At 62.6% G+C, this 21,241-nt stretch carries 20 protein-coding genes, 1 tRNA gene and 1 other RNA gene; 11 read left to right on the forward strand and 11 right to left on the reverse strand.

Annotated elements, in window-relative coordinates:
* Positions 1-7 precede the first annotated feature (7 nt).
* Positions 8-988, forward strand: coding sequence for a GDSL-type esterase/lipase family protein (locus tag CXQ93_RS08180; RefSeq protein WP_104109958.1), 981 nt, complete (start codon positions 8-10; stop codon positions 986-988).
* A gap of 191 nt (positions 989-1,179) precedes the next feature.
* On the opposite strand, the gene CXQ93_RS08185 is transcribed toward CXQ93_RS08180, so the two are convergent.
* Entirely contained in the window at positions 1,180-2,091 is a 912-nt protein-coding gene (locus tag CXQ93_RS08185) for a 3-methyladenine DNA glycosylase (RefSeq protein ID WP_104109959.1), read from the reverse strand.
* A 4-nt stretch (positions 2,092-2,095) separates the two neighbouring features.
* Entirely contained in the window at positions 2,096-2,623 is a 528-nt protein-coding gene (locus CXQ93_RS08190; RefSeq protein WP_104109960.1) for a MarR family winged helix-turn-helix transcriptional regulator, read from the reverse strand.
* A gap of 100 nt (positions 2,624-2,723) precedes the next feature.
* On the opposite strand from CXQ93_RS08190, the gene CXQ93_RS08195 reads away from it, so the two are divergent.
* Positions 2,724-2,948 (forward strand): hypothetical protein, encoded by a 225-nt coding sequence (locus CXQ93_RS08195; RefSeq protein ID WP_104109961.1) that lies wholly within the window; start codon positions 2,724-2,726, stop codon positions 2,946-2,948.
* Positions 2,949-3,054: 106 nt separating this feature from the next.
* Complete coding sequence (locus CXQ93_RS08200) at positions 3,055-3,285, forward strand: hypothetical protein (RefSeq protein ID WP_308470612.1); 231 nt, start codon at positions 3,055-3,057, stop codon at positions 3,283-3,285.
* 207 nt (positions 3,286-3,492) lie between these two features.
* Here the strand turns inward: CXQ93_RS08200 and CXQ93_RS08205 are convergent, their stop codons facing one another.
* Positions 3,493-4,779, reverse strand: coding sequence for an aspartate kinase (locus tag CXQ93_RS08205; RefSeq protein ID WP_104109962.1), 1,287 nt, complete (start codon positions 4,777-4,779; stop codon positions 3,493-3,495).
* 331 nt (positions 4,780-5,110) lie between these two features.
* Between CXQ93_RS08205 and CXQ93_RS08210 the strand changes: the two genes are divergently transcribed.
* The gene (locus CXQ93_RS08210; RefSeq protein ID WP_104109963.1) at positions 5,111-6,100 is read left to right on the forward strand and encodes an ABC transporter ATP-binding protein; all 990 of its coding nucleotides are present in this window, start codon (positions 5,111-5,113) and stop codon (positions 6,098-6,100) included.
* On the forward strand, positions 6,097-7,311 hold the full coding sequence (locus CXQ93_RS08215; RefSeq protein WP_104109964.1) for an ABC transporter permease: 1,215 nt from the start codon (positions 6,097-6,099) through the stop codon (positions 7,309-7,311). Before CXQ93_RS08210 ends, CXQ93_RS08215 begins: the two co-directional genes overlap by 4 nt.
* A 72-nt stretch (positions 7,312-7,383) precedes the next feature.
* On the opposite strand, the gene ilvD is transcribed toward CXQ93_RS08215, so the two are convergent.
* Positions 7,384-9,279, reverse strand: a complete 1,896-nt coding sequence (gene ilvD, locus CXQ93_RS08220; protein ID WP_104109965.1) for a dihydroxy-acid dehydratase — start codon at positions 9,277-9,279, stop codon at positions 7,384-7,386.
* Positions 9,280-9,358: 79 nt separating this feature from the next.
* Between ilvD and CXQ93_RS08225 the strand changes: the two genes are divergently transcribed.
* On the forward strand, positions 9,359-10,192 hold the full coding sequence (locus tag CXQ93_RS08225; RefSeq protein WP_104109966.1) for a helix-turn-helix transcriptional regulator: 834 nt from the start codon (positions 9,359-9,361) through the stop codon (positions 10,190-10,192).
* Between the two features lie 92 nt (positions 10,193-10,284).
* Here the strand turns inward: CXQ93_RS08225 and recR are convergent, their stop codons facing one another.
* The 3 genes from recR to ffs form a co-directional block, all read right to left on the reverse strand.
* Positions 10,285-10,884 carry a recombination mediator RecR gene (gene recR / locus CXQ93_RS08230; RefSeq protein ID WP_104109967.1) on the reverse strand — a complete coding sequence of 200 codons (600 nt, stop codon included), beginning with the start codon at positions 10,882-10,884 and terminating at the stop codon, positions 10,285-10,287.
* Positions 10,885-10,933: 49 nt separating this feature from the next.
* Positions 10,934-14,512 carry a DNA polymerase III subunit gamma and tau gene (locus tag CXQ93_RS08235; protein WP_258068758.1) on the reverse strand — a complete coding sequence of 1,193 codons (3,579 nt, stop codon included), beginning with the start codon at positions 14,510-14,512 and terminating at the stop codon, positions 10,934-10,936.
* A gap of 71 nt (positions 14,513-14,583) precedes the next feature.
* An RNA gene (gene ffs, locus CXQ93_RS08240) (signal recognition particle sRNA small type) lies at positions 14,584-14,679 on the reverse strand.
* A gap of 129 nt (positions 14,680-14,808) precedes the next feature.
* On the opposite strand from ffs, the gene CXQ93_RS08245 reads away from it, so the two are divergent.
* From CXQ93_RS08245 to CXQ93_RS08255, 3 genes are all read left to right on the forward strand, one after another.
* On the forward strand, positions 14,809-15,066 hold the full coding sequence (locus tag CXQ93_RS08245; protein WP_146073195.1) for a hypothetical protein: 258 nt from the start codon (positions 14,809-14,811) through the stop codon (positions 15,064-15,066).
* A gap of 383 nt (positions 15,067-15,449) precedes the next feature.
* Positions 15,450-15,537: transfer RNA gene (locus tag CXQ93_RS08250), tRNA-Ser, on the forward strand.
* 385 nt (positions 15,538-15,922) lie between these two features.
* Entirely contained in the window at positions 15,923-16,402 is a 480-nt protein-coding gene (locus tag CXQ93_RS08255) for a glutathione peroxidase (RefSeq protein WP_104109970.1), read from the forward strand.
* Positions 16,403-16,447: 45 nt separating this feature from the next.
* On the opposite strand, the gene CXQ93_RS08260 is transcribed toward CXQ93_RS08255, so the two are convergent.
* Positions 16,448-17,335 carry a hypothetical protein gene (locus CXQ93_RS08260; protein ID WP_104109971.1) on the reverse strand — a complete coding sequence of 296 codons (888 nt, stop codon included), beginning with the start codon at positions 17,333-17,335 and terminating at the stop codon, positions 16,448-16,450.
* 119 nt (positions 17,336-17,454) lie between these two features.
* On the opposite strand from CXQ93_RS08260, the gene CXQ93_RS08265 reads away from it, so the two are divergent.
* Together CXQ93_RS08265 and CXQ93_RS08270 are read left to right on the forward strand one after the other, a co-directional pair.
* Complete coding sequence (locus tag CXQ93_RS08265; RefSeq protein ID WP_104109972.1) at positions 17,455-17,754, forward strand: type II toxin-antitoxin system VapB family antitoxin; 300 nt, start codon at positions 17,455-17,457, stop codon at positions 17,752-17,754.
* A 124-nt stretch (positions 17,755-17,878) separates the two neighbouring features.
* A complete protein-coding gene (locus CXQ93_RS08270; protein WP_181036094.1) occupies positions 17,879-18,778 on the forward strand; it encodes a LytR C-terminal domain-containing protein in 900 nt (299 codons plus the stop codon).
* A gap of 48 nt (positions 18,779-18,826) precedes the next feature.
* Here the strand turns inward: CXQ93_RS08270 and CXQ93_RS08275 are convergent, their stop codons facing one another.
* From CXQ93_RS08275 to CXQ93_RS08285, 3 genes are read right to left on the reverse strand one after another with little or no spacing between them, the layout of a single operon-like run.
* The gene (locus CXQ93_RS08275; protein WP_104109974.1) at positions 18,827-19,453 is read right to left on the reverse strand and encodes a TetR/AcrR family transcriptional regulator; all 627 of its coding nucleotides are present in this window, start codon (positions 19,451-19,453) and stop codon (positions 18,827-18,829) included.
* A gap of 60 nt (positions 19,454-19,513) precedes the next feature.
* The gene (locus tag CXQ93_RS08280; RefSeq protein WP_104109975.1) at positions 19,514-20,776 is read right to left on the reverse strand and encodes a type II toxin-antitoxin system HipA family toxin; all 1,263 of its coding nucleotides are present in this window, start codon (positions 20,774-20,776) and stop codon (positions 19,514-19,516) included.
* Complete coding sequence (locus CXQ93_RS08285) at positions 20,773-20,976, reverse strand: helix-turn-helix domain-containing protein (protein ID WP_062286420.1); 204 nt, start codon at positions 20,974-20,976, stop codon at positions 20,773-20,775. Before CXQ93_RS08285 ends, CXQ93_RS08280 begins: the two co-directional genes overlap by 4 nt.
* Positions 20,977-21,241 lie beyond the last annotated feature (265 nt).

Genomic DNA, 21,241 nt, shown 5'->3' on the forward strand with positions numbered 1-21,241 from the left:
TTGCATCATGACTTCAGTTGCTGCCAAGTGGTCCGGAATGTTTTCGATACACGAGAGCGAGGACGGCGCTCAAAGCTTCGAAAGGCTTGATCCCACCGGGTATCTGCCGCCCTTCACTGACGGTTTGGCCAATCGTGCGGCCATGGCCGCTGGCATTCGCGCAGCCTGGCGCAGCGACGGCGGAACGCTCACGCTTGAGGGCCACGGCGCCGAGGATTGCGCACCCTATGATGTGCTCGTCAACGGACTTCGCACCCATCGCCTGCCCGCCATCGGCGCCCACCGATATGTGCTCGAGCTGACAGAGCTCGCCCCCAATTCCCTAGTCCAGCTGTGGTTGCCGCACTTTGGTGACCTCACCATTAGCCAAGCAACGCTCGACGGCGAATCCGTCACCTCAGTGGGTGAAGAGGGTCCGCGGTGGATCACCTACGGCAGCTCCATCACGCACTGCCAGCAGGCCGACGGGCCAACGCAGGCCTGGCCAGCGCTCGTGGCAAACGGCAATGGGTGGCGGCTGAGCAACCTGGGCTTGGCGGGGGAGTGCCAGTTGGACCCCATAGCCGCTGACACCATTGCCCAAACCCCGGCGGACATCATCTCCCTGTGCGTTGGCATCAACAGCTACAACGCGGCCGTCTTCTCCGAGCGCAGCTACGGCCCGGCGCTCCAGGGATTCATCAACACGGTGCGACGCGCGCATCCCGCCGTGCCCCTGGTGGTCATCACACCCGTTCTTTCCTTGCCGCGTGAGGACAAGGTCAACGCGGTGGGCTGGACACTGGCCGACTACCGCCAAGCCACGGCCGATGTTGTGACGCACCTGCAGGCCCAGGGTGATTCCTGGCTGCACCTCGTGGACGGCGCCACAGTGCTCACGGCGCAGGAAGCGGCGGAGCGTATGCCCGACACCCTGCACCCCGACACCGAGGGCTACGCGCTCATGGCGCAGCGGCTGTCCCCGAAGCTGGCAGCCTTCCTCCCCTGACCCGCCCCGCTGCCGGACCCTCCCTCACCTTTCGGGGTCTTTTCCCGGACCCTCCATCAGCTTTCGGGCATTTTTGACCGACGCTTCCGCAGTGGATGAATCGCAGGCCAGGTGCGGTGGTGCGGCGTCGGCCCGAATGCCCCAATCGCTGGTGCGGCGTCGGGTAGAAAGCCCCAATCGGTGGTGCGGCGTTACGGGAGGGTGTCCACTGCCACCCGCAGCCGCTCCCGCAGTACCGCTGATTCCGCGCTGAATGCCCGCTGGTGTGCCACGTAATCTGACTTGCCCGCCGCCGTCTCAATGGGAATGGGAGGGTAACCCCACGCGGCGAGATCGTATGGGGAGGCCTGCATGTCCATGGCCCGGATCCGCCACGACAGCTCAAAACAGTCCATGACGAGTTCGCTGGGCAGCGCCGGAGACAGCTTGTACGCCCATTTGTAGAGGTCCATGTTGGCGTGCAGGCATCCCGGTTGCTCCAGATCGCGCTGGTTCTCACGCGTAGGTCGCAACTCATTGAGTCCGGAAGCCTGCGGCGTGTAAAAACGGTAGGCGTCAAAATGCGTGCAGCGGATGCGGTTCTCCTCCACCGTCCTATCCGTTCCGGCCGAGCCTAGCCGCAGCTCGAGATATTCGTGCCGCACGGCATTGGCTTCCTGCTGGTACACCATGCCCCATTCATGCAGCCCGAAACAGCCAAATTGCGCGGGGCGTGCTGCCGTGCGGCCCAGGATGATCCGGGCAAAATCGACTGCTTCCTTGCGCTTTTCCAGAAACTTCTCAAGATCAAGGACGACGCCGGACCCCTCCGTGGGTGCCCCCGCCTCCTCGAGCTCGTTCCCGGCAGCCGGGCGGTAGAACTTCCAGCCCAGGCGCTCGGCCGCGGCGGCACCCGTCAGCACTACACCGGCGCCAGGGTGCCAGCGGGAAAGCTGGCCCGGCTTCTGCGTGTAATACGTGAAGAGGAAATCCTCCACAGGGTGTTTCTGATTTGCCGAGCGGCGGGCCAGGTACGGGGCGGCGTACCGGTCAACGCGTTGTTGGTGCGCGGCCGCCCGAGCCTGCCACGCACTCTCAGGCAGGGAAAGTAGGGCTGGGGTCATGATCTCAATTATCCGCCATGGCGGCGGTGTCATGGGCGGGCGTGCCCGTCATCGCCGTGTCGGGCACAGCGCCGGCGTCCGCGTGGGTGGCAGCATCGATCAGGGTCATCATTGAGTGGTGCAGTACCATGGCGCTTTCGCGAGTCAGTCCGAGCCGGGCCATCATGGTCCCCGGCACGGAGAGGGCCTTCTCGCGCAGGGCCGCGCCGGCTGGGGTGAGGTCAATGGCAAGTGCGCGCTCATCGGCGCCGTCCTTGGTGCGGGTGAGGTAACCAAGTGCTTCAAGTCGCTTGAGCAAGGGAGAGAGGGTAGCCGATTCCAGCAAAAGCGCGGCGCTAATGTCCTTGACACGGCGCGGGGCCTGCTCCCACAGGGCAAGCATCACCAGGTACTGCGGGTGGGTCAACTGGAGTTCGGCGAGGACTGGCTTGTAGGCGGTAATCACGCTGCGGGAGGCCACGCTGAGGCCAAAGCACAGCTGGCGCTCCAGCAGCAGATCATTCTCGACGGCAGTCACGGTGTTGCTCCTCATTTAGTTAGTGCACTAAGTATCAGAGTACTATGGATACTGTCGCCACAACCGATCGGGTTGAAAGCATGCTTACAACCCCTCACCGCAAGGACTGCCAGCTATGCCCAAGACTCCTTTTGTTCATAGAATGATGCGCTTCACGGGCCGTCTGCGCTTTATTTTTGGCCCTGCAGTAAGCAGCCCGCTGGATCATGAAATGACGCCTGAGAACAAGGCGCTGTTGGCATCCCAGAAGGCCGCGTCCCAAGCGTTCATCACCGCAACCAGGCCCGATGGCAGCACGTATTTGGTGCCACGTGACCCGGAGGATCAGTCCCTTCGCTAGCTCGCCTCTGTGTGCGCAGCAGTACATTCATGTGTGCCATTGGCGCCCTGAGGCGTAAACTGGAGGGATCTTGCGCACTAAGGTTCTCTTGTGGAGGGGGGTGTTGATGATGACAAACGGCGAAAGGTTCGTGGATAAATTCATGCATGCCACCGAGAAGTTCAAGAAGGTCTATGGGGCTGCTGACCAGGGCGACATGGATTCCCCTGTGGTACATCGCCATGACGAATTCGAGGACAACAGCGAAGAGCAGTTGTCTCACTTCGAAGAGCGGACAGATTCAGAAGGCCACCATTACGCAATCCGCAAGGACGAAGAACCAGCCGAAGAACATTAGCGCCAAATAAGAAGCTGAGCTGCAGAATTCTGCAGCTCAGCTTCTTGGCGTTGGGCCATAGTGATGGGCCCACGCCGGCGAGGGGCCGATTGGGCCCACGCTCATCAGGTTCCTAGGAAATCGCGTCAGCGATTTGGGATGGCGAGGTTGGGCCCACGACGGCGAGGGACCCGCTGCGAGCTTGCGAGCAGGGGGAGCCGGTGGGGCCTAGCGGCCAGTGCCGCCGTAGACCGTTGCCTCGTCGTCAGTGTCCAGGCCAAAAGCCTTATGAACGGCGCGAACTGCCGTATCCAGCAGGTCCGCACGGGTCACGACGGAGATGCGAATCTCGGAGGTGGAGATCAAATCGATGTTCACGCCGGCGTCGGACAGGGCCTTGAAGAAGCTGTAGGAGACGCCCGGGTTGGAGCGCATGCCGGCACCAATCAGTGACAACTTGCCAATCTTGTCGTCGTAGATCAGGTCCTCAAAGCCAACGTCTTCTTGGCGGGCGCGCAGGGCAGCCAGCGCGTCCTCGCCCTCAACCATGGGCAGCGTGAAGGAGATATCCGTCTTGCCGGAACCGTGGGTGGAAATGTTCTGCACGATCATGTCAATGTTGCTGTGTGCCCCGGCAATGATGCCGAAGATCATGGCGGCCTTGCCGGGGATGTCCGGCACGCCAACAACTGTTACTTTGGCTTCGGACCGGTCGTGCGCCACGCCGGAGATGATTGGCTGCTCCAAGGCAACTCCCTCTGAGATTTTGATTTTGTCATCGGGGCTGGGCAGAACCCAGGTTCCCTCGTTGTCGCTAAAGGATGACCGCACATGGATGGGCAGTCCAAAACGTCGAGCGTATTCCACGCAGCGCAGGTGCAGGATCTTGGCGCCCGAGGCGGCCATTTCCAGCATTTCCTCACTGGAGATCTTGTCGATCTTTTGAGCGCTGGGGACCACTCGCGGATCGGCCGTGTACACGCCGTCGACGTCTGTGTAGATCTCGCAAACGTCAGCGTTCAGGGCGGCGGCCAGTGCAACAGCTGTGGTGTCGGAACCGCCGCGGCCCATGGTGGTGATCTCGTGGGTTGTACGGCTCATGCCCTGGAAACCGGCAACAATGGCCACCTTGCCCTTGTCCAGGGCGGTGCGCACGCGGTGCGGGTCCACATCGATGATGCGGGCCTTGCCGTGAATGCCATCGGTAATCATGCCGGCCTGGCTGCCTGTGAAGGATTGGGCCACGCCACCCTGCGAGCTAATCGCCATGGCCAACAGGGCCATGGAAATACGCTCACCGGCGGTCATGAGCATGTCCAGCTCGCGGGCCGGGGGATGCTCGGAGACCTGGGCGGCCAGATCCAGCAGCTCATCGGTGGTGTCACCCATGGCTGAAACGACGACGACGACCTCGTTGCCGGCCGCTTGGGTGCTAACAACCCGGCGGGCGACGCGAAGAATGCCCTCGGCGTCGGACACGGAGGAACCGCCATACTTTTGAACAATCAGGCTCATGGGTGCACACTCATTGACTTACCTAACGCAACACTAGGAGAGAGGAAAATTGCTGCCGCTCACGCCGGGCCGCACCTTACGCTGGGCCAAGTGCGGCGTCGTCAGCGCGGAGGGCAGTTCAGGCAAGTTTAGCGCGGAGGGGTGCCAACGTGGAATTGTCGTGTCCACATGGTGGTCTATTAAGTCATGGCTCTTACGTCAAGGCTATGTCAGGGCTGTGCAGAGATTTGCAGCGAACCCCTAAAATCTCCGACGGCGGGATGATGACGGGACGCTTGCCGAGGCCTAGGCTGATCCCAAGACCGCGACTGCGGCGCCTAGGGAGGTAACGATGACCGAAGACCAGCCACCGCCGCCTGTTGAAGTTGAAGTCGAGACGCCTGAAGCCATTCCGCCGGAGCCCTTTCACGGGCTCAGCGCCACCGGGCTGTCCCGCAGCTTTGGTCAAGTGCACGCCGTCGTAGATATGACACTGCACGCTCCTGCCGGGCAGGTTACAGCCCTCATCGGTCCCAATGGGGCCGGCAAAACCACCTTGTTGCTGATGCTGGCGTCGCTGCTGGCCCCGGACACCGGAGCGATCAGCATCATGGGGATCGACCCGGTCAAGAACCCGTCCGCGGCGCGGGCCAAGATCGGGTGGATGCCTGACACCCTGGGCGTTTGGGAGGCGCTGACCGCGCGGGAAATCCTGACCACCATGGGCCGTTTTTACCACCTGCCCAAGTCCACCATTGCCAGCCGGGTGACGGAACTGCTGGAACGGGTCAATCTTTCGGCACTCGCGGACCAAAAAGCACGGGTGCTTTCGCGTGGACAACAGCAGCGGCTGAGTCTGGCGCGGGCGCTGCTTCATGATCCGCAGGTGTTGTTGCTGGATGAACCGGCCTCCGGGCTGGATCCAGGATCGCGTGTTGCGTTGCGCAGCATCCTGCGTGGCCTGGCTGCCGAGGGCAAGGCCATTGTGGTTTCATCGCATGTGTTGGCTGAGCTTGATGAAATTGCCGACGGCGCTGTGTTTGTCAATCAAGGCCGGACGGTGCTGCTGCAATCGGTGGAGCAGGCAGTGGCGCAAGGACGCAAGTACTCCATTGCGGCGCTCGATGCCCCCGCTTTGTCCGCGGCGCTGGCGTCCTTGGGTGTTGACTTTGTCCCCGGCTTTGGTCGGCGCGATGCCGTGGTGGTCACTCTCGGTTCCGAAATTCTCGCAGCCAATTTGCTGCGAGAGCTGATCACCGCCGGTGTTCCCGTGTCCGATTTTGGCCCCGCCACGGGTGCCTTGGAAGAAACGTATCTAAGTATGGAGGTGGAACAGCCATGACAACGCTCCATGATGAACAGGCACCCGAGAATCAACAGTCCCCAACGGTGGACCCGAAGGGCGTTCCCGGTAAAGCTGGTCGCTACCTTGAAGGGATCACCGCTGTCATTGGCATGGAACTACGCCAGCGGCTGCGCTCGCGTGGTTGGTACATCATGCTGGGGATCTGGTTTGCGCTGATCTGGCTCGTGACGGCTCTGGTCTGGATGAGTTGGAAAGCGCAGTCCGGCTACAACTTTGACCCCGGATTTGGCAGGGTGAGTCCGGGACCGCTGATTTTTGAGGCGGTGTGTGCCTTTGTCTTGCTGTTCGGACTGCTGGTTGCGCCCGCCTTCTCGGCCAATGCGATTAGCGGCGACCGTTCCGCCGGAACACTGGCCATCATGCAGGTGACCCTGCTGCGTCCGGGGCAGCTCTTGTGGGGGAAGTTCCTCGCCTCGTGGGTTGTCAGCCTGGCGTTTCTGGTGGTGAGTGTGCCGTTCCTGATTTTCGGCATCGCCCAAGGTGGTCTGGGTGTCGGCTACATTTTGGTTGCCCTGCTCATGCTGGCCCTTGAACTCGGCGTGGTGTGTGCCCTGGGCGTGGGGATTTCTGCGCTGGCCAACAGGCCGCTCTTTTCGATTGTGGTCACGTATTTGACAGTGGCCGTTTTGACCTTTGGAACGCTGATCGCCTTCGCCCTGGGCGCTGCCGTCAGCAACGGCACGGTGGAGGCTAATCAGCCCTTCTATAAGGGCATGGAGATGTACCCGGATGAGCAGGCCCCGGCTCAGGACACGGAGATTTATCCACCGGTGCCGCTTCCTACGGACGTCACGGATCAAAACGACGAATACGCGTGCTACGGGCCGTTGCAGCCGCAATCGGTGAGCCGGACCGAACGGGTGGCGTGGCTGCTGGCCATGAACCCGTTCGTGGTGGTGGCCGACGCTATTCCCTACCCAGCGCGGACCACCCAAGAGCAGTCCTACGGTGTGAACGGCGTGTTTGAGAACATCAGCCAGGGTGCCCGGTACGCCCAAGCGGGGCCAGATGCTACGTTCCAGTGCGCGGGAGGCAAGGTCACGGCGTCGCGGTTTGACCAGCAGGTGCCGCTCTGGCCGTTGGGCTTGGGGCTGCAATTGCTGGTGGCGGGGGCAATCCTGGCCCTCGGCTGGCGGGCGCTGCGCACCCCGGCTGGCAAGCTGCCCAAGGGAACCCGGGTGGCTTAACCCTCTTCCTTAACGCACGACGGCGTCCGGCTCACCTAGGTGGGCCGGACGCCGTCGGACATTTACAGGGAGTTACGCGACGGGAACCTGAGCGCGCGGGGCCTTCATCAGGACCTCATCGGCCGGAACCTGACGGATGGCACCCTTGTCGGCGCTGGTGGCCATGGAGGCGTAGGCGCGCAGAGCTGCGGAAACTTCGCGCACGCGGCCCACCGGACGGTAACCCGTGGTTGACTCGAGCAGTTCCCGGCGCTCATCCAGCTCGGATTCACTCACCAGCAGTTCCATGGACCGGTTGGGGATGTCGATGCGGATGCGGTCTCCGTCCTGAACCAACGCGATGGTTCCACCGGCAGCCGCCTCGGGGGAGACGTGGCCAATGGACAAGCCGGAGGTTCCGCCGGAGAAACGGCCATCCGTGATCAGTGCACAGACCTTGCCCAAACCCAGACCCTTCAGGAATGAGGTGGGGTAGAGCATTTCCTGCATGCCGGGGCCACCGCGGGGGCCCTCGTAGCGGATGACCACCACGTCTCCAGCCTTCACCGTTTTGGACAGGATCTTTTCAACGGCTTCGTCCTGGGATTCGCAGACCACGGCCGGGCCCTCGAATGTCCAGATGGACTCGTCCACGCCAGCGGTCTTGACCACGGCGCCGTCGAGCGCGATGTTGCCGCGCAACACACCCAGGCCGCCGTCCTTGGAGAACGCATGGGTCACATCGCGCAGGCAACCTTCGGCCGCGTCGGTGTCCAGCGAGGTCCACTCGGCCGACTGTGAGAAGGCGGTGGAAGAGCGCTGGCCACCGGGGGCGGCGGTCCACAGAGCCTGAGCCTCGTCAGTAGCCTTGCCGCCGCGGATATCCCAGTCGTCAAGCCAATCGGTGAGGCCCTCAGAGTGGACCGACTTGACGTTGGTGTGGAGCAGGCCGCCACGGTTGAGCTCACCCAGCAGGGCGGGGATGCCGCCGGCGCGGTGCACGTCCTCCATGTAGAAGGTCTTCTTGCCGGCAACGTTTGGGGCCACCTTGGCCAGGCACGGCACCTGGCGGGACTTGGCGTCAATGTCCTCGAGATCGTACTTGAGGCCGGCTTCCTGCGCTGCGGCAAGCAGGTGCAAGATCGTGTTGGTGGAACCGCCCATGGCGATATCCAGGGCCATGGCGTTATCGAACGCCTCGAAGGAGGCGATCGAGCGCGGCAGCACGGAGGCGTCGTCGTCCTCGTAGTAACGCTTAGCGATCTCGACGGCTGTGGCACCGGCGCGCTCGTAGAGTTCCTTGCGGGCAGTGTGCGTGGCCAACAGCGAACCGTTGCCCGGCAGTGACAGGCCGATGGCTTCGGTGAGGCAATTCATGGAGTTGGCCGTGAACATGCCGGAGCAGGAGCCGCACGTGGGGCAGGCGTTGTCTTCGATGAGCTCGATGTCTTCGTCGGAGACGGTAGCGTCCACGGCGTCGGAGATGGCGTTAACCAGATCCAGCGAGCGGATGGAACCGTCGGTCATGGTGACGCGGCCAGCTTCCATGGGGCCGCCGGAGACAAACACGGTGGGGATGTTCAGGCGCAGCGCGGCCATGAGCATGCCGGGGGTGATCTTGTCACAGTTGGAGATACAGACCAGCACGTCGGCGCAATGCGCGTTGACCATGTACTCGACGGAATCGGCAATCAGGTCGCGGGAAGGCAGCGAGTAGAGCATGCCACCGTGGCCCATGGCGATGCCGTCATCCACGGCGATGGTATTGAATTCGCGGGCGATGGCGCCAGCCTTGTGGATCGCGTCGGAGACGATCCGGCCTACGGGAGCAAGGTGCGTGTGGCCCGGGACGAACTCGGTGAAGGAGTTGGCGACGGCGACGATCGGCTTGCCAATGTCTGACTTGGCAACGCCGGAGGCCATCATGAGGGCGCGGGCGCCGGCCATATTGCGGCCGTGGGTGACTGTGCGTGAACGTAATGGAGGCATGACACCCAGTTAACCAGCATTCGGTGCAGTTCTGGAAGACGGCGCTAATACTAGTAGTGGCAGTGCTAGATTTGGTGAAATGAATGAAGAACGACGGCGTGAGCTGGGCCAGTTTCTCCGTGACCGCAGGGCTGGGCTGCTTCGGGCGGAACACGGCTTGCCGCCCATTGGCCGCAGCCGGATTATGGGGCTGCGCCGTGAAGAGGTTGCAGCCTTCGCCGCCGTCAGCGTCACCTGGTACACGTGGCTGGAACAGGGTCGGGACATCAACGCTTCCCGCCAAGTATTGGAATCCATTGGTCGGGTGTTACGGCTCAGCCCGGCAGAACAGTCCTATGTGCTGGCGTTGGGTGGCCACGGAGCTGTCCCGGCGCCAGGTGTGGTTGCCATTGAATCGGTCCCGGCGCACCTGCAAGCACTGCTCGATGCCGTGGACTTTCCGGCGTTTGCGGTGTCTCCGGACTGGGGGATTGCGGGCTGGAACAGCGCCTACCAGGCGCTGTATTCACACATTGCTGAGGTGTCACCGGCCGAACGCAACCTGTTGTGGCTTGTCTTTACCGACCCGGTGCTGCGCCAAATGTTGCCCGATTGGGACATCACCTCACGGAACTTTGTGGCGGAATTCCGGGCCGAGTCCGGCTCCCGGCTGGGATCAGCGTCCCACACGGCCCTAGTTGCGAAACTTCAAGGCGCCAGCGTGGAGTTCGCGAGCATCTGGGCTGAGCACGTAGTGCTGAACTTTTCCTCCCGACGGCGCGTTTTTGTTCATCCGATCGTGGGGGAGCTGACGTTTGAGCAGCAACGGCTGGTGCCCGCCGATGTCCCGAACCTGCACTTTGTCATGTACGTGCCCACGGCAGGGACGCCCACCAAGGAGCGATTGGCGCAGATCGCGGCGGGCGGAGCGTAAATAACGCGGCCCCTGCTCATCGAGGTGACACTTTATGTTGATGTTGAGCAGCAACATCAACATAAAGTGTCACCTCGATTTCGCGGAGGGCTCTACGTCAGCGCGTTGCGGCGGCCTTCGAAGGCGCGGCCCAGGGTGACCTCGTCGGCGTATTCCAAATCGCCGCCCACCGGCAGACCTGATGCCAGGCGCGTCACGGCAATGCCCAGAGTTTTCAGCATGCGTGAGAGGTATGTTGCTGTCGCTTCGCCTTCGAGGTTGGGGTCGGTGGCGATGATAATCTCTTGGATCTGAGCATCGTTGAGGCGTGTGAGCAGTTCGCGGATGCGCAGCTGATCGGGGCCAATCCCGGCGATCGGATTAATGGAGCCGCCCAGCACGTGATAGCGGCCGCGGAAAGCACGGGTGCGCTCCACGGCGAGGACGTCTTTGGACTCTTCCACCACGCAAATGATGGTGGGGTCACGGCGTTCATCGCGGCAGATATTGCACAGTTCCGCCTCCGTGACGTTGAAGCAGACCGTGCAAAACTTGACGCGTTCCTTGACAGTGGTGATTGCGCTCACCAGACGCACCATGTCATCCTTATCGGCTTCAAGGATGTGGAAGGCGAGCCGCTGAGCCGATTTCGGGCCGATCCCTGGCAGGCGCCCCAACTCGTCAATGAGCTCCTGAACTGCTCCCTCGTACACACTGCCTCTTGTCTATTGCTGGTTATTTCAAAATGGTGGTGGGGCTAGCTCAATGTGAATTATTGAGCGGGCGTTCCTCGATGAGTACTCCGCCAAGAATACGCTCGACGGCGGCTTGTCCCACCACGCCGGATTCTTCGATGGTGACATCGTCCGGGCTGGGGACGTCTTCCACGTACGGAGTGTTGGCCGCGGCGGCCGGTGTCTGGACGCGCGCTGCCTGAGCCGCTGGACTGTTGGCCAGGCGCTGATACATGCTCAGCTTCTCCCCGGCCTCTGGCCCGTTCGACGCCGGATCCTCCTGAGCTGGAGCCGTCACCGAGGGTTCGCCCTGGCTGGGGGGACGTGGCGCTTGTGCGACGGTGCTGACCGGTGCCGGTGTCGGCTCGGGGCTTGCCGCAGGTGCGGCCGGTTCTGCCGTGGGAGCAGGGGATAGCGGGGCTGTGGAATGAGCTGTGCCAGAACCAGCTGGGCTGGATTCTGAGTCGATGGGTCCTGCAGTTCCCGAATCTGCCGTACCCGGCTGAGCCCAATCGGGTGCGGCAGACACGTCACCCCAACCGGGATCGGCCACATCGGATCGACGGGCCTGGCCCAGCGAAACTCCCCAGTCCTGAGCGGAGTCTGCGGGAGCTTGTTGGGTGGACTGTTGCGCCACCTGTTGGGCGAGCAGTTCACTGCGGCGCGGTGTCTCGGGCAAGGCCGGTGCGGCTACGGGCTCCTGAACCGCAGGTGTGTCCCAGCCCGTGGTCCACGCCGCAATGGGTGAAATCTTGGGCGGTGTGTACGCCGGGGCCGGGGCGGAAGCCGGGCTAGTGGCCGGGGTAGCGTCGCTGGGAAGGTACGAGTCTTGCGGCGGGTACGCCGAGCCTGAATCGTAGGGATCCGCCGGAGGAACGAACTCGGCGTGGGGTTCATCCCAAGGATCGCTGGGTTCCAGTGGACCATCCCAGGGAGCTGACTCCATAGCGGACGTGACTGCAGGGGAGGGTACAGCGGCTGTGGGTGCTGTGGTCGCCGCTGATTCGGAGGAGGGAACAGCAGCGGAGGAGGGCGCAGCCTGCTGTTGCGTTGCAGGGCCGGGTGACGGCGCCTCTGGTGCGGGCGCTGAAACCGGCTCCACGGGCAGTCCCCAAGAATCGTGCAAAACGGCGGCGGCAGGCTGCCCCTGTGAGGGGGCGCCCTGCTGCCAATTCTGTGCCTGAACGGGCGCTGCCGCTTGGCCCGATGCTTGAACCGGGGCTGATGAGGGCGCCGATGCTTGAACCGCGGCCGGAGCTGCTGGCTGAACGGATGCTTGAATCGGGGCTGATGCTGGGGAGGACGCCGGCCTCTGTGTCTGAACCTGTGCCTGTGGCTGAGCAGAAACGGGAGCCGGGGCAGCCTGCGCGGGGGCAGTCATCTGGCCTTGGCTGGTGACACTTTCTGCCCTCGGGGTGGCATTGTTGCCAGGCCCTCCACCCTGTGGTGAAGGGTTACCGGTTTGAACTTTTGGGTTTGGTTCAGAGCTCGCCTTCGGGGCTTCGCCGTCGACGGGGAGGATCTGGACGTTAAGGCCCAGAACCTGGTTGATGGCCTGCTGGAGGTTCGCCAGGTGCCCGCCATTACTGAAGGCTGCAATGAGGCCGGTGGAGGGAAGTCCGACGCGCAGTTCTTGTCCGTCAAATGTTTGCGGCACCACGTTTTGGTTGACAATAACCCACGAGGCCATGCGGATATTGCGCAGTGCACCGATGATTTCCGGCCACGCTCGACGGATGACTTCAATGCCGGAGGTGCCACCGGCTGAGGTGCCCGCAGACGTACCCGCAGCGGGAGCGCCGCCGGAGTTTACGGCAGCGTCAGGCGGTGTGGGCTGTGTTGGTGCTGGCTGGTCTGGCTGAGCCTGCGGTTGAGCCTGAGCAGGGGCCGTGTTTGTAGTGGTTGTAGCGGCCGGGGCTTCGTGCTGGTGGGCAACAAAAGCAGCATCACCAGTAGGCGTGGGCAGATCGTCCCAGGTGCGGGCAGGGCGAGGCACCTGTTGCGGCGAAGCTGTGTCGGCAGGCTGAGCTGTGTCAGCAAACTGAACTGGCTGAACTGGTTGGCCCTGCTGGGTAGTCTCAACGTGCGGAGCTGCCGGAGCGGATTGAACTGGCTGAACCGCTTGAGCTGACTGAGGCGTCGACGAAGAGGCTGACGGCTGTGCCGCCGGAGCTACCTGTGCCGTTGCGGGGCTGGCATCGTGGGTTTGGCGGGCCGCGACTTCGGCGCCGGCGGCTTCCTTAGCGCGGGCCAGCTGAGCCCTGACAGCGGCCAATCCGCCACTAGCACCGCCGCCGGAACCAGCACTGCCGGAGGTGACAGGAGCGGAATCGTACGAGTCCGGCGCAGCACTTGGGGCGGGGAAATTCTGGGAAGGCATTCCCTGGGCGGGAACCGCGGCGGGGGCCTCAGCCGAGGGGGCGGCCAGCGGGGTGCCGGCGTAGTTGATGCGGCGTTCAAGTTGGTCGAGCCTGGTGGCCATGCCGCGGCTGGAGGCGTCAGCCCCCGGCAGCAGGAGGCGGGCCCCCAGCAGTTCAAGGTGCAGGCGCGGAGAGGTTGCGCCTGTCATCTCGTTGAAGGCTGCGTTGGTGATGTCCGCTGCACGGGAGAGCTCGGCGGCACCGAGCTGGGCTGCCTGAGTCTGCATGCGGGCAATGAGTTCATCCGGGGTGCCGCGCAGGATTGCGTGGGCACTTTCCGGCATGGCCTGAACGATGATGAGGTCGCGGAAGCGCTCCAGCAGATCCTCGACGAAGCGGCGGGGATCATGTCCTGTCTGAATGACCCGGTCCACGGACTTGAAAACCGTGGCGGAGTCACTGGCAGCCAGCGCCTCAACGATGTCGTCCAAGAGGGAGGAGTGGGTGTAGCCCAGCAGATCCACGGCTAGATCGTAATCCAGGCCTGTCGCAGCGGCGCCGGCCATCAACTGGTCAAGGACCGAGAGGGAATCGCGCACGGAACCGCCACCGGCACGTACTACAAGGGACAGAACGCCGGGAGCAACGGCAACGTTTTCCTGCTCGCACAATTGTGCCAAATAGGCCATGAGCGGCTCCGGGGGCACCAGCCGGAAGGGGTAATGGTGCGTACGGGAGCGGATGGTGCCAATGACCTTGTCGGGTTCAGTGGTGGCAAAGATGAACTTGATGTGTTCCGGAGGCTCTTCAACAATCTTCAGCAGCGCGTTAAAGCCTGCCGAGGTGACCATGTGGGCCTCGTCAATGATGAAGATCTTGTAGCGGTCACGAATGGGAGCAAAAGTGGCGCGTTCACGGAGATCGCGGGCATCGTCAACACCACCGTGGCTGGCGGCGTCAATTTCAATGACATCCAGGGAGCCGGCGCCGCCGCGGGCCAGTTCAACACAGCTGTCACACTCCCCGCACGGATGAGAAGTGGGGCCCTTGGCGCAGTTCAGGCACCGGGCAAGGATGCGAGCCGAGGTGGTTTTTCCGCAGCCGCGGGGGCCGGAGAAGAGATAGGCGTGGTTGACGCGGTTCTTGTCCAGGGCAGTCATCAGCGGGGCGGTGACATGTTCTTGGCCAATGACAGTGGCGAAGGAATCGGGACGGTACCGGCGATACAGGGCTGTTGGTGCACTCACAAATGAAACCCTATCTAATCCGCCTGACAAATTGCCGCACGATGCGCGCATATTGGGGGCATCTGGGGATAAATAAAGACCCCCCATGCACCCGCCAGAGCCCGCTTACCCTTGCTACCTTCCGGTCCTGGGGGAGTTCACAGGGTGACGCCACATGAGGGGCCGTCAAACAGCTTACCTGACAGGGGCGGTGCGTGCGAATCCGGCGGTTCTCATGGTGGGCATATCAATTTTCGACCGACGGTGGTACGTTCGCCACATACAGGGCGCAAGGCCATTTTTATGCAGGTCCCGCAATGATTTCGCCCTGCGTTGCCCGGGCCGCCAAGGAAGAGGTAGTCATGTTTAGCTACGGACTATTCGAATGGGTTTTCTGGGTGCTGGCCATTGGAACAGGACTTTTGGTGCTCATGCGCAGTGAAGTCCTCTCCTCTCACTCATCTCAACGGACGCATCGGCACGCCGGTCAGCAATCGCTCTTGATTATTCTGGCGGTGGTTTTTGCTGTGTGCGGCTTTGTCACAGCGGTCATGGCCATGCGCGCCACCATGTGATGGACCCTGCGGAGAAGGATCGGGCTCCGATGTGGCCCCGATGTGGGGTTAATTTCCCGGCAGATCACCGCGACACGCACCTGAGGTGAGGAACGTCACCTCGTATGACAAATGTTGTAAAGTTGGCAGGGTGCCGCAGCGTGGCAGGAATGCCTGATTGTGGCGCTGGCGCCTTGTGCGCCTCACCTTTATGCGAGGACTGCCTTCCGGAATGAACCGCATGAGACATAGGGGTAGTGGGGCTTGAACGGGGCCACGCTGCCCCTATTTTCTGCCCAAAAGCCTTCCTGAGTCACTCTGTCGGGAGTCGGGGGAAACCACGATTCGTGACTTCGGTACTTTGTCAGGTACTCTTGAACCTGCCGTGTTTCGCACGGCAAGCTGGAGGATTCGCCTAGCGGCCTATGGCGCACGCCTGGAACGCGTGTTGGGTTAACGCCCTCGGGGGTTCAAATCCCCCATCCTCCGCCAAGAAAGACCCGGAATCGCACAAGATTCCGGGTCTTTTCTCGTTAATCACTAGGGCGCCGTGGCGACCAGCCGTCGACCACAAGTCGGGGTTAGCGGCCAAAATGTGTGTACAGCCCGGGCATGTCAGTGGCTTCTTCCACTTTCGGGGGTTCGCGGGCCGGTTTGCGGGGCTCACCCGAGGTCCGGGGGTAGTTATTACCTTTCGCGCCTGGCTGGCCGTGCGCGAAAGGTAATAACTACCCCCGGGCACGAGGAGCGTGTCCGTACCGGCCGCGAATGGTAACTTCTACCCCCGAATCCAAGAGCCCGCGAGCACAAGTCGAGCAGAAGTCGACTTGTTTCCCAGTGATCGCTGCAGCGCCCCGCCCGGCGCTAGACTCACCCTGTGACTACGCAAACCTTAAACATCATCCCCCTCACCCTCAGCGACGGTACTGCTGCAACGCTGCCCGAGCTGGCTCCCAAAGCTGTTCTGCTCGTTAATGTGGCCTCCAAATGCGGCTTCACGAAGCAGTACGACGCCCTCGAAGCCCTGCACGCCAAATACCGCGACCAGGGTCTGAGTGTTGTTGGCGTTCCCTGTAACCAGTTTGGCGGCCAGGAGCCCGGCACTGAAGAAGAAATCGTTGAGTTCTGCCGCAAGAACTTCGGCGTGACGTTCCCCCTTGCCGTGAAGACCGAGGTCAATGGACCCGACGCCAACCCCATCTACGCCCTGCTCACCGGTGACGGCGCCGAGCCCATCAAGTGGAACTTTGAGAAGTTCCTCATCACGCACGACGGCGCCGTGCAGGCCCGCTTTGAATCTGCTGTTACGCCTGACTCAGCCGAGCTGGTAGCGGCCGTAGAAGCTGCCCTCGTCTAAGGATGGCTGGCCGCCGGGAGCCACAGGCTGGCTCCCGGCTGGGAGCTACTTGGCCAAACCGTCCAGCCAGAACTGCAGGAATGCTGCGCCAGCGAAGTCATTGACAACATCGTCGCCCAGTTCCAGATCCGCGGCGGTCTTCACCGGGTAGGGCTTTTCCGGGACGCCTTCGGCCGGGCGGACATCGATGTGCTTCACGGCGTGGCCCTGGTGGAAGAGCCAGTCAGCCATGGCGTAGTCGGTGCGGGAATCGCCCACGGTGCGCCAGGCCTCCGGAACAATTCCCTGGGCGGCCAGCAGCTCCACGGCCCGGCTGGCGCCCAAATCCTTGCCCAAGCGCACCGATTCAATGTCGGTGGAAATGATGGAGGGGTCAACCCGGTAGTCGATGCGGCCCGCTGACCCGGGGGCCCGGTGCTCAAGGCGCACGGCACCTAAGTCGTGGATGGCCAGCAAAGTCAACGCATCGGCGTCGAACTTTTCCTGCTCGCCCAGGTAGACACTGCTCTCCACCTCAATGTGCTGTTCCACGGAGACCATGGCGCGCTTGGTCTCGTCAAAGAACATGTGCTCGGCGTAGGAATCGGCCACAAGATTGCGGATGTCCTCGCCAAAACCGGCGGGCATGGCCAACGACTTGTCGACGTGGACGGTGCCTGGGCCCTCAGGTGTGAAGCTGAACCAGACGGCACCCTTCTCGCAGATGGCGTGGACAATGGAGCCCTCGGGCAGGCCGGCCTGGAGCATGGGGACCATCAGCTGCTCGGCAATGAAGGCGTCGGATCGGCCGGTATTGAAAACCACGGGGATACCCAGACGCACCAATTCGATCAAGTTGCTGATGATGCCGGGGGAGACCCGGCGGGTGACGGGGCTGGCCAGCGGGCCGTCAACATCGAGGAGCAGGGCAAGGGGAGGATGCGCGATTGTCATGTCCCCATGTTCTCAGTAAGGGCCAAAGATGACCCACTTTAGGTAACCATTTCGCAACACGCCGGGCCGCTGGGGGTGGCACAGTTCCTTTCACACCCACTTGTCCCTAGTCTGGGGAAGTGATCTTCAAAGCTGTTGGCGACAATCGCCCTTACCCGGACCATGGCTACATCACGCCCAAGGACTGGGCGTCCGTAGCGCCGCGCCAGGTCCGCCTGGCTGAACTGGTCACCACCAAGGCGAAATTGGACTTGGAGGCGCTGCTGGCTGAGGATTCCACCTTCTTTGGCGATTTGTTCCCCCATGTGGTCCAGTGGCGGGGCGAGCTCTACCTCGAGGACGGCCTGCACCGCGCCGTGCGCACAGCGTTGCATCAGCGCACTATCTTGCACGCCCGAGTCTTGGTGATAGATGACTAGGACGCCTGCGGGTCCGCCCTTGGGTAATCCCGCAGATGATCCCGATGCAACACCACCTTTTGCTGCTCCGGGAAGTTCTCCCGTAGGAAGCACGACGCCGGAGACGCCAGCCCAGGTGCCGGGCATGCCCAGCCAGCCGCCGCATGGCGTTGCGCCGCCGCGCCCGTCGTCGACGCAACCCGCGTTAGAGGATGCTGCAGAAGATGAGGCGGCTGACGGTGATGCTCCGGTGGACGAGGCAGCAGACGATGATGTTCTGCTCACCACCCGCCAGCGTCGCCGTGCCGAGCGTGAAGAGCGCCGTCAGGCCAAGGATGAAGCCTACGAGCTGCGCAGGCAGCGTAAGAAGGCCAAGGATGGCACCACCTGGCGGGGCCACCATATCGTGGACAGCCGTGGCTTGGCGGAGGCATTCCCGGAACCAGAGACCCCTGAACTATTGCCAAGCACCGTGAACCGGCGCATCACACACGCAGTGGTGCTGGTGCTGCTGTTGGCACTCGTCGTGGCAGGGGTGGTCTTAGTCGGCATGGTCCAGAGGGGCGAGCTGGAGCTGAAATTAGGTGCCGGAAAGCCCAGCCCAACACCCCTGTCCTGCCCCGCTGAAATGTTGAAGTACCCAGCCAACAAGACTGTCGTGGTCAATGTTTACAATGGCAGCAGCGTCGAGGGTGCCGCTGGAAAAGTGGCTGCCGAGCTGAAAAAGCGCGGCTACCAGGTCAAGAAGATCGACAATGAGGTCATTGACCCGGTGGCACCGTCCGTCATCATCTCCGGCCCCGGCGGCCACGCGGGCGCATTCAACTTGCAGCGCAACTTCCCCAATAGCGAATACCTCGAGGATGATCGCAAAGACGCCACGGTGGATGTGGTGTTGACAGGACAGTTCGGTGACCTAGTGGCTGCTAAGCAGGTAGATCAGAAGGCTGGCGTGTTGTCCTGCCCGCGGCTGAATCCGCCGCCTAGTGTTGCCCCGAGTGCAGGAGCAACAGGCGCCCCGGCAGTTCCATCCGGCAAGCCTTGAACCAGCGCAAGCCCAAAGGTTGCGCGAGCCCCAACCTTTCGCCAAGTCTTAGCTCAGTGTGAGGGGGCGCCCTTCGGCGTCAAAGCTGGCGCCAACGCCGGCCTGAATAAACCTGACGGCCCCGGCAATGTGGTCCTCATCGGGGGTTTCCACATTGCGCCGGGAAGCGCTGGTGGTCAGCGAACCGTGGATCAGCAGCACCAGCCCGTCAACATCTGCCACGGGTAGGTAATGCCGCTCGATGCCGTCGCGCAGGATGTCCGTCAGCAAGGTGTTCAGTTCACCCACATGGACTCCCAGCTTGGCGAACGATTCGCTCGAGAGTACCGAACGCATGGCCGGACCCGGTGGGAGGTGACGCCGCGTGAGGTCTTCCATCTGCGCCCGGACGTACAGTGCCAGGCGGTCCACGGGATTGTCCAAGCCCTCGAGGCTGGTCCGTAGCTCAACCACAAAGCGGCCGGTTTCATCCAGCGCGTACGCCACCAGGAGCTGTTCCAGATCGGCAAAATAGTTGTAAACGGCGGTGCGTCCTACGCCGGCGGTTCTGGCAACATCTGTCATGGTCAGGCCAGGTAGGCCATGGGTGAACAGAAGTTCGCCAAAGGCGTTGAGGATCTTGCGCTGCGTCTGCTCTCGCTGCGCCGCGTTAGTGGAGGCGGCTATTCTGGGCATACTGACAGTTTAGCGTCATTTTGTCAGTAAAAGTATTTCGCCGCGGTACGCCTGGGCGCGCTAGCGCTGGATCGCCTCGCGCCGAATGCTCAGAACACGCACGACGGCGGCACTGACGTGCCGCTCGAATGGCAGGTCCGCTGTGGAAAGCAGGGAAGCCGAGAGTGCCTTGTCAATGCACTTGGCCACCAGCCGTTCAGGGATCTGCAGGGACCGGCCAAAACGCAGCCAGTCATTGCGATTCAGCCCCGTGCGGCTGCCTGCGCTGCCGCCCACCGGGAGGGCCATGCCGGGGTCGCGGGAGGGGTCGCCGTCGGTGAGCTCGGTGAGGATGCCGCCGGGGACGCCTGCCGCGAAGCCCTGTTCAATCTCACTGGCCAGCGTGCATTGCAAATCGTAGGCCGGGGCCACCAACCATTCACCAGTGCTTTGCTGGACCACTGAAATATTCTTGGCGTGCAGGTTTCCATTGCCTGTAAGCCACGCAAAAAGGAACTGCAGGAAGATGTTTCGTGCAGCCAAAGCCTTGGAAGAACACATGCTGATGGCGGCTGAGGCCACGGCCTCGCTTGGTACCGAGTATTTGCGGCTGGGCCCCAGGCCCAGCAGCTGCGCGCAGTCCTCCACCGCCAGTGGTCCGCTGGGGGACCGGTCAAAACGGGAGACGAGCAGCGCGGCCTGGCCAACGCCGTCGTGCACCAAGCGGGCATCAGCCACGGGGATGGACAGCCCCCGTGCCTTGGTGAGGAGGAGGTGTTCGGTCTCGACCTGATGCTGGTGGCTGCCGTCGTTGAACTTGAGGATGTAGGCGCGGGTGGGGTCTTTGTCGTGGCGGTAAGAGGCCGTGACCTTGTCCTGCAATCCGGGCAGCACCGAGAGGTCAACGGGGCCAGGGACGGCAGCAAAATCGGCAAAGTTGATGTTATCCATGGTTTTGGTGACAGTCAACAGGGATGGGATCGTCTCGGGATTCTGCCCGGCGGCAACAATCTGGACATCGCCAAGAGGGTTCTCACCGGCGGCCACGAGCAGGGAGAATTCATCATCCATGGTGGTTTTGACGGCCCACCGCAGCTTGGCCAGCCGCTCGCCCTCCGGCAGTAGCCCAGCGAAGAAGGCCGGCACGCTGCCATGGCTCAGCGTCACGGGGACGTCTAGCGCGGGCAGGGTGGAGGCGATGCTGGGCCCGCCAGCTTTCAGGTACTCCGGCAGGTAGGCGAAGACAACACCCAGGCCGGCCTGCCGGGACAGCGTCGCCGCTGCAACACCTCGCTTATACACAACGGCTCGGGTGACGGCCTTGGCGTATTCGAGGTTCTTCACCGGGTGACCGCCAGCGTCAGGCTCATGCCCAGGGCTGCCGTGACGGCTGTGAGGATGTCCAGGCGGACGGTTTCACGTCCATTCTCCAGATCACTGAGCACGCGGGTGGAGATGTCGGCGAGATCGGCGGTTTCACTTTGGGTCAGGTTTAGCGATCGGCGCCTCGCCCGGAGGGCCGCGCCCAATTCGGCAACATCCATACTGCGCCGCCCCTTTCCTCGCAACTGGTACTAAGTTTTCACAGGCAGCTGAGTGTCCTGTGGCTCCATCCTAAGCCTGCGGCGTCGTTTTTCGGCATGATCTTGCAGAAAATGACGGCTCACTTCCGCGGGGTGCACTTCTGTGGGGCATGCAGCCGCAGGGGTGCCGCCGCAGGAGGACTGTGGAGCTGAGCCGTCTGGGTTGACTGAGCAGTTTGGGCCGACTGGAACGTCAGGCCTGGGCTAGTCCCCAAAAGGAGGCCCG

Origin of the sequence: Arthrobacter sp. N199823 (assembly GCF_002929705.1) — a bacterium.
GTDB lineage: Bacteria > Actinomycetota > Actinomycetes > Actinomycetales > Micrococcaceae > Specibacter.

Excerpts from the sequence above, each read along its gene's own strand:
- CXQ93_RS08205 (WP_104109962.1), bottom strand. The coding sequence starts at position 4,779 with ATGAGCCTGATTGTTCAAAAGTATGGCGGTTCCTCCGTGTCCGACGCC.
- CXQ93_RS08185 (WP_104109959.1), bottom strand. The coding sequence starts at position 2,091 with ATGACCCCAGCCCTACTTTCCCTGCCTGAGAGTGCGTGGCAGGCTCGG.
- CXQ93_RS08215 (WP_104109964.1), top strand. The coding sequence starts at position 6,097 with ATGACAACGCTCCATGATGAACAGGCACCCGAGAATCAACAGTCCCCA.
- CXQ93_RS08195 (WP_104109961.1), top strand. The coding sequence starts at position 2,724 with ATGCCCAAGACTCCTTTTGTTCATAGAATGATGCGCTTCACGGGCCGT.
- CXQ93_RS08190 (WP_104109960.1), bottom strand. The coding sequence starts at position 2,623 with ATGAGGAGCAACACCGTGACTGCCGTCGAGAATGATCTGCTGCTGGAG.
- CXQ93_RS08245 (WP_146073195.1), top strand. The coding sequence starts at position 14,809 with ATGATTTCGCCCTGCGTTGCCCGGGCCGCCAAGGAAGAGGTAGTCATG.
- CXQ93_RS08210 (WP_104109963.1), top strand. The coding sequence starts at position 5,111 with ATGACCGAAGACCAGCCACCGCCGCCTGTTGAAGTTGAAGTCGAGACG.
- CXQ93_RS08200 (WP_308470612.1), top strand. The coding sequence starts at position 3,055 with ATGATGACAAACGGCGAAAGGTTCGTGGATAAATTCATGCATGCCACC.
- CXQ93_RS08275 (WP_104109974.1), bottom strand. The coding sequence starts at position 19,453 with ATGCCCAGAATAGCCGCCTCCACTAACGCGGCGCAGCGAGAGCAGACG.
- ilvD (WP_104109965.1), bottom strand. The coding sequence starts at position 9,279 with ATGCCTCCATTACGTTCACGCACAGTCACCCACGGCCGCAATATGGCC.
- CXQ93_RS08285 (WP_062286420.1), bottom strand. The coding sequence starts at position 20,976 with ATGGATGTTGCCGAATTGGGCGCGGCCCTCCGGGCGAGGCGCCGATCG.
- CXQ93_RS08180 (WP_104109958.1), top strand. The coding sequence starts at position 8 with ATGACTTCAGTTGCTGCCAAGTGGTCCGGAATGTTTTCGATACACGAG.
- CXQ93_RS08225 (WP_104109966.1), top strand. The coding sequence starts at position 9,359 with ATGAATGAAGAACGACGGCGTGAGCTGGGCCAGTTTCTCCGTGACCGC.
- CXQ93_RS08260 (WP_104109971.1), bottom strand. The coding sequence starts at position 17,335 with ATGACAATCGCGCATCCTCCCCTTGCCCTGCTCCTCGATGTTGACGGC.
- CXQ93_RS08270 (WP_181036094.1), top strand. The coding sequence starts at position 17,879 with ATGCCCAGCCAGCCGCCGCATGGCGTTGCGCCGCCGCGCCCGTCGTCG.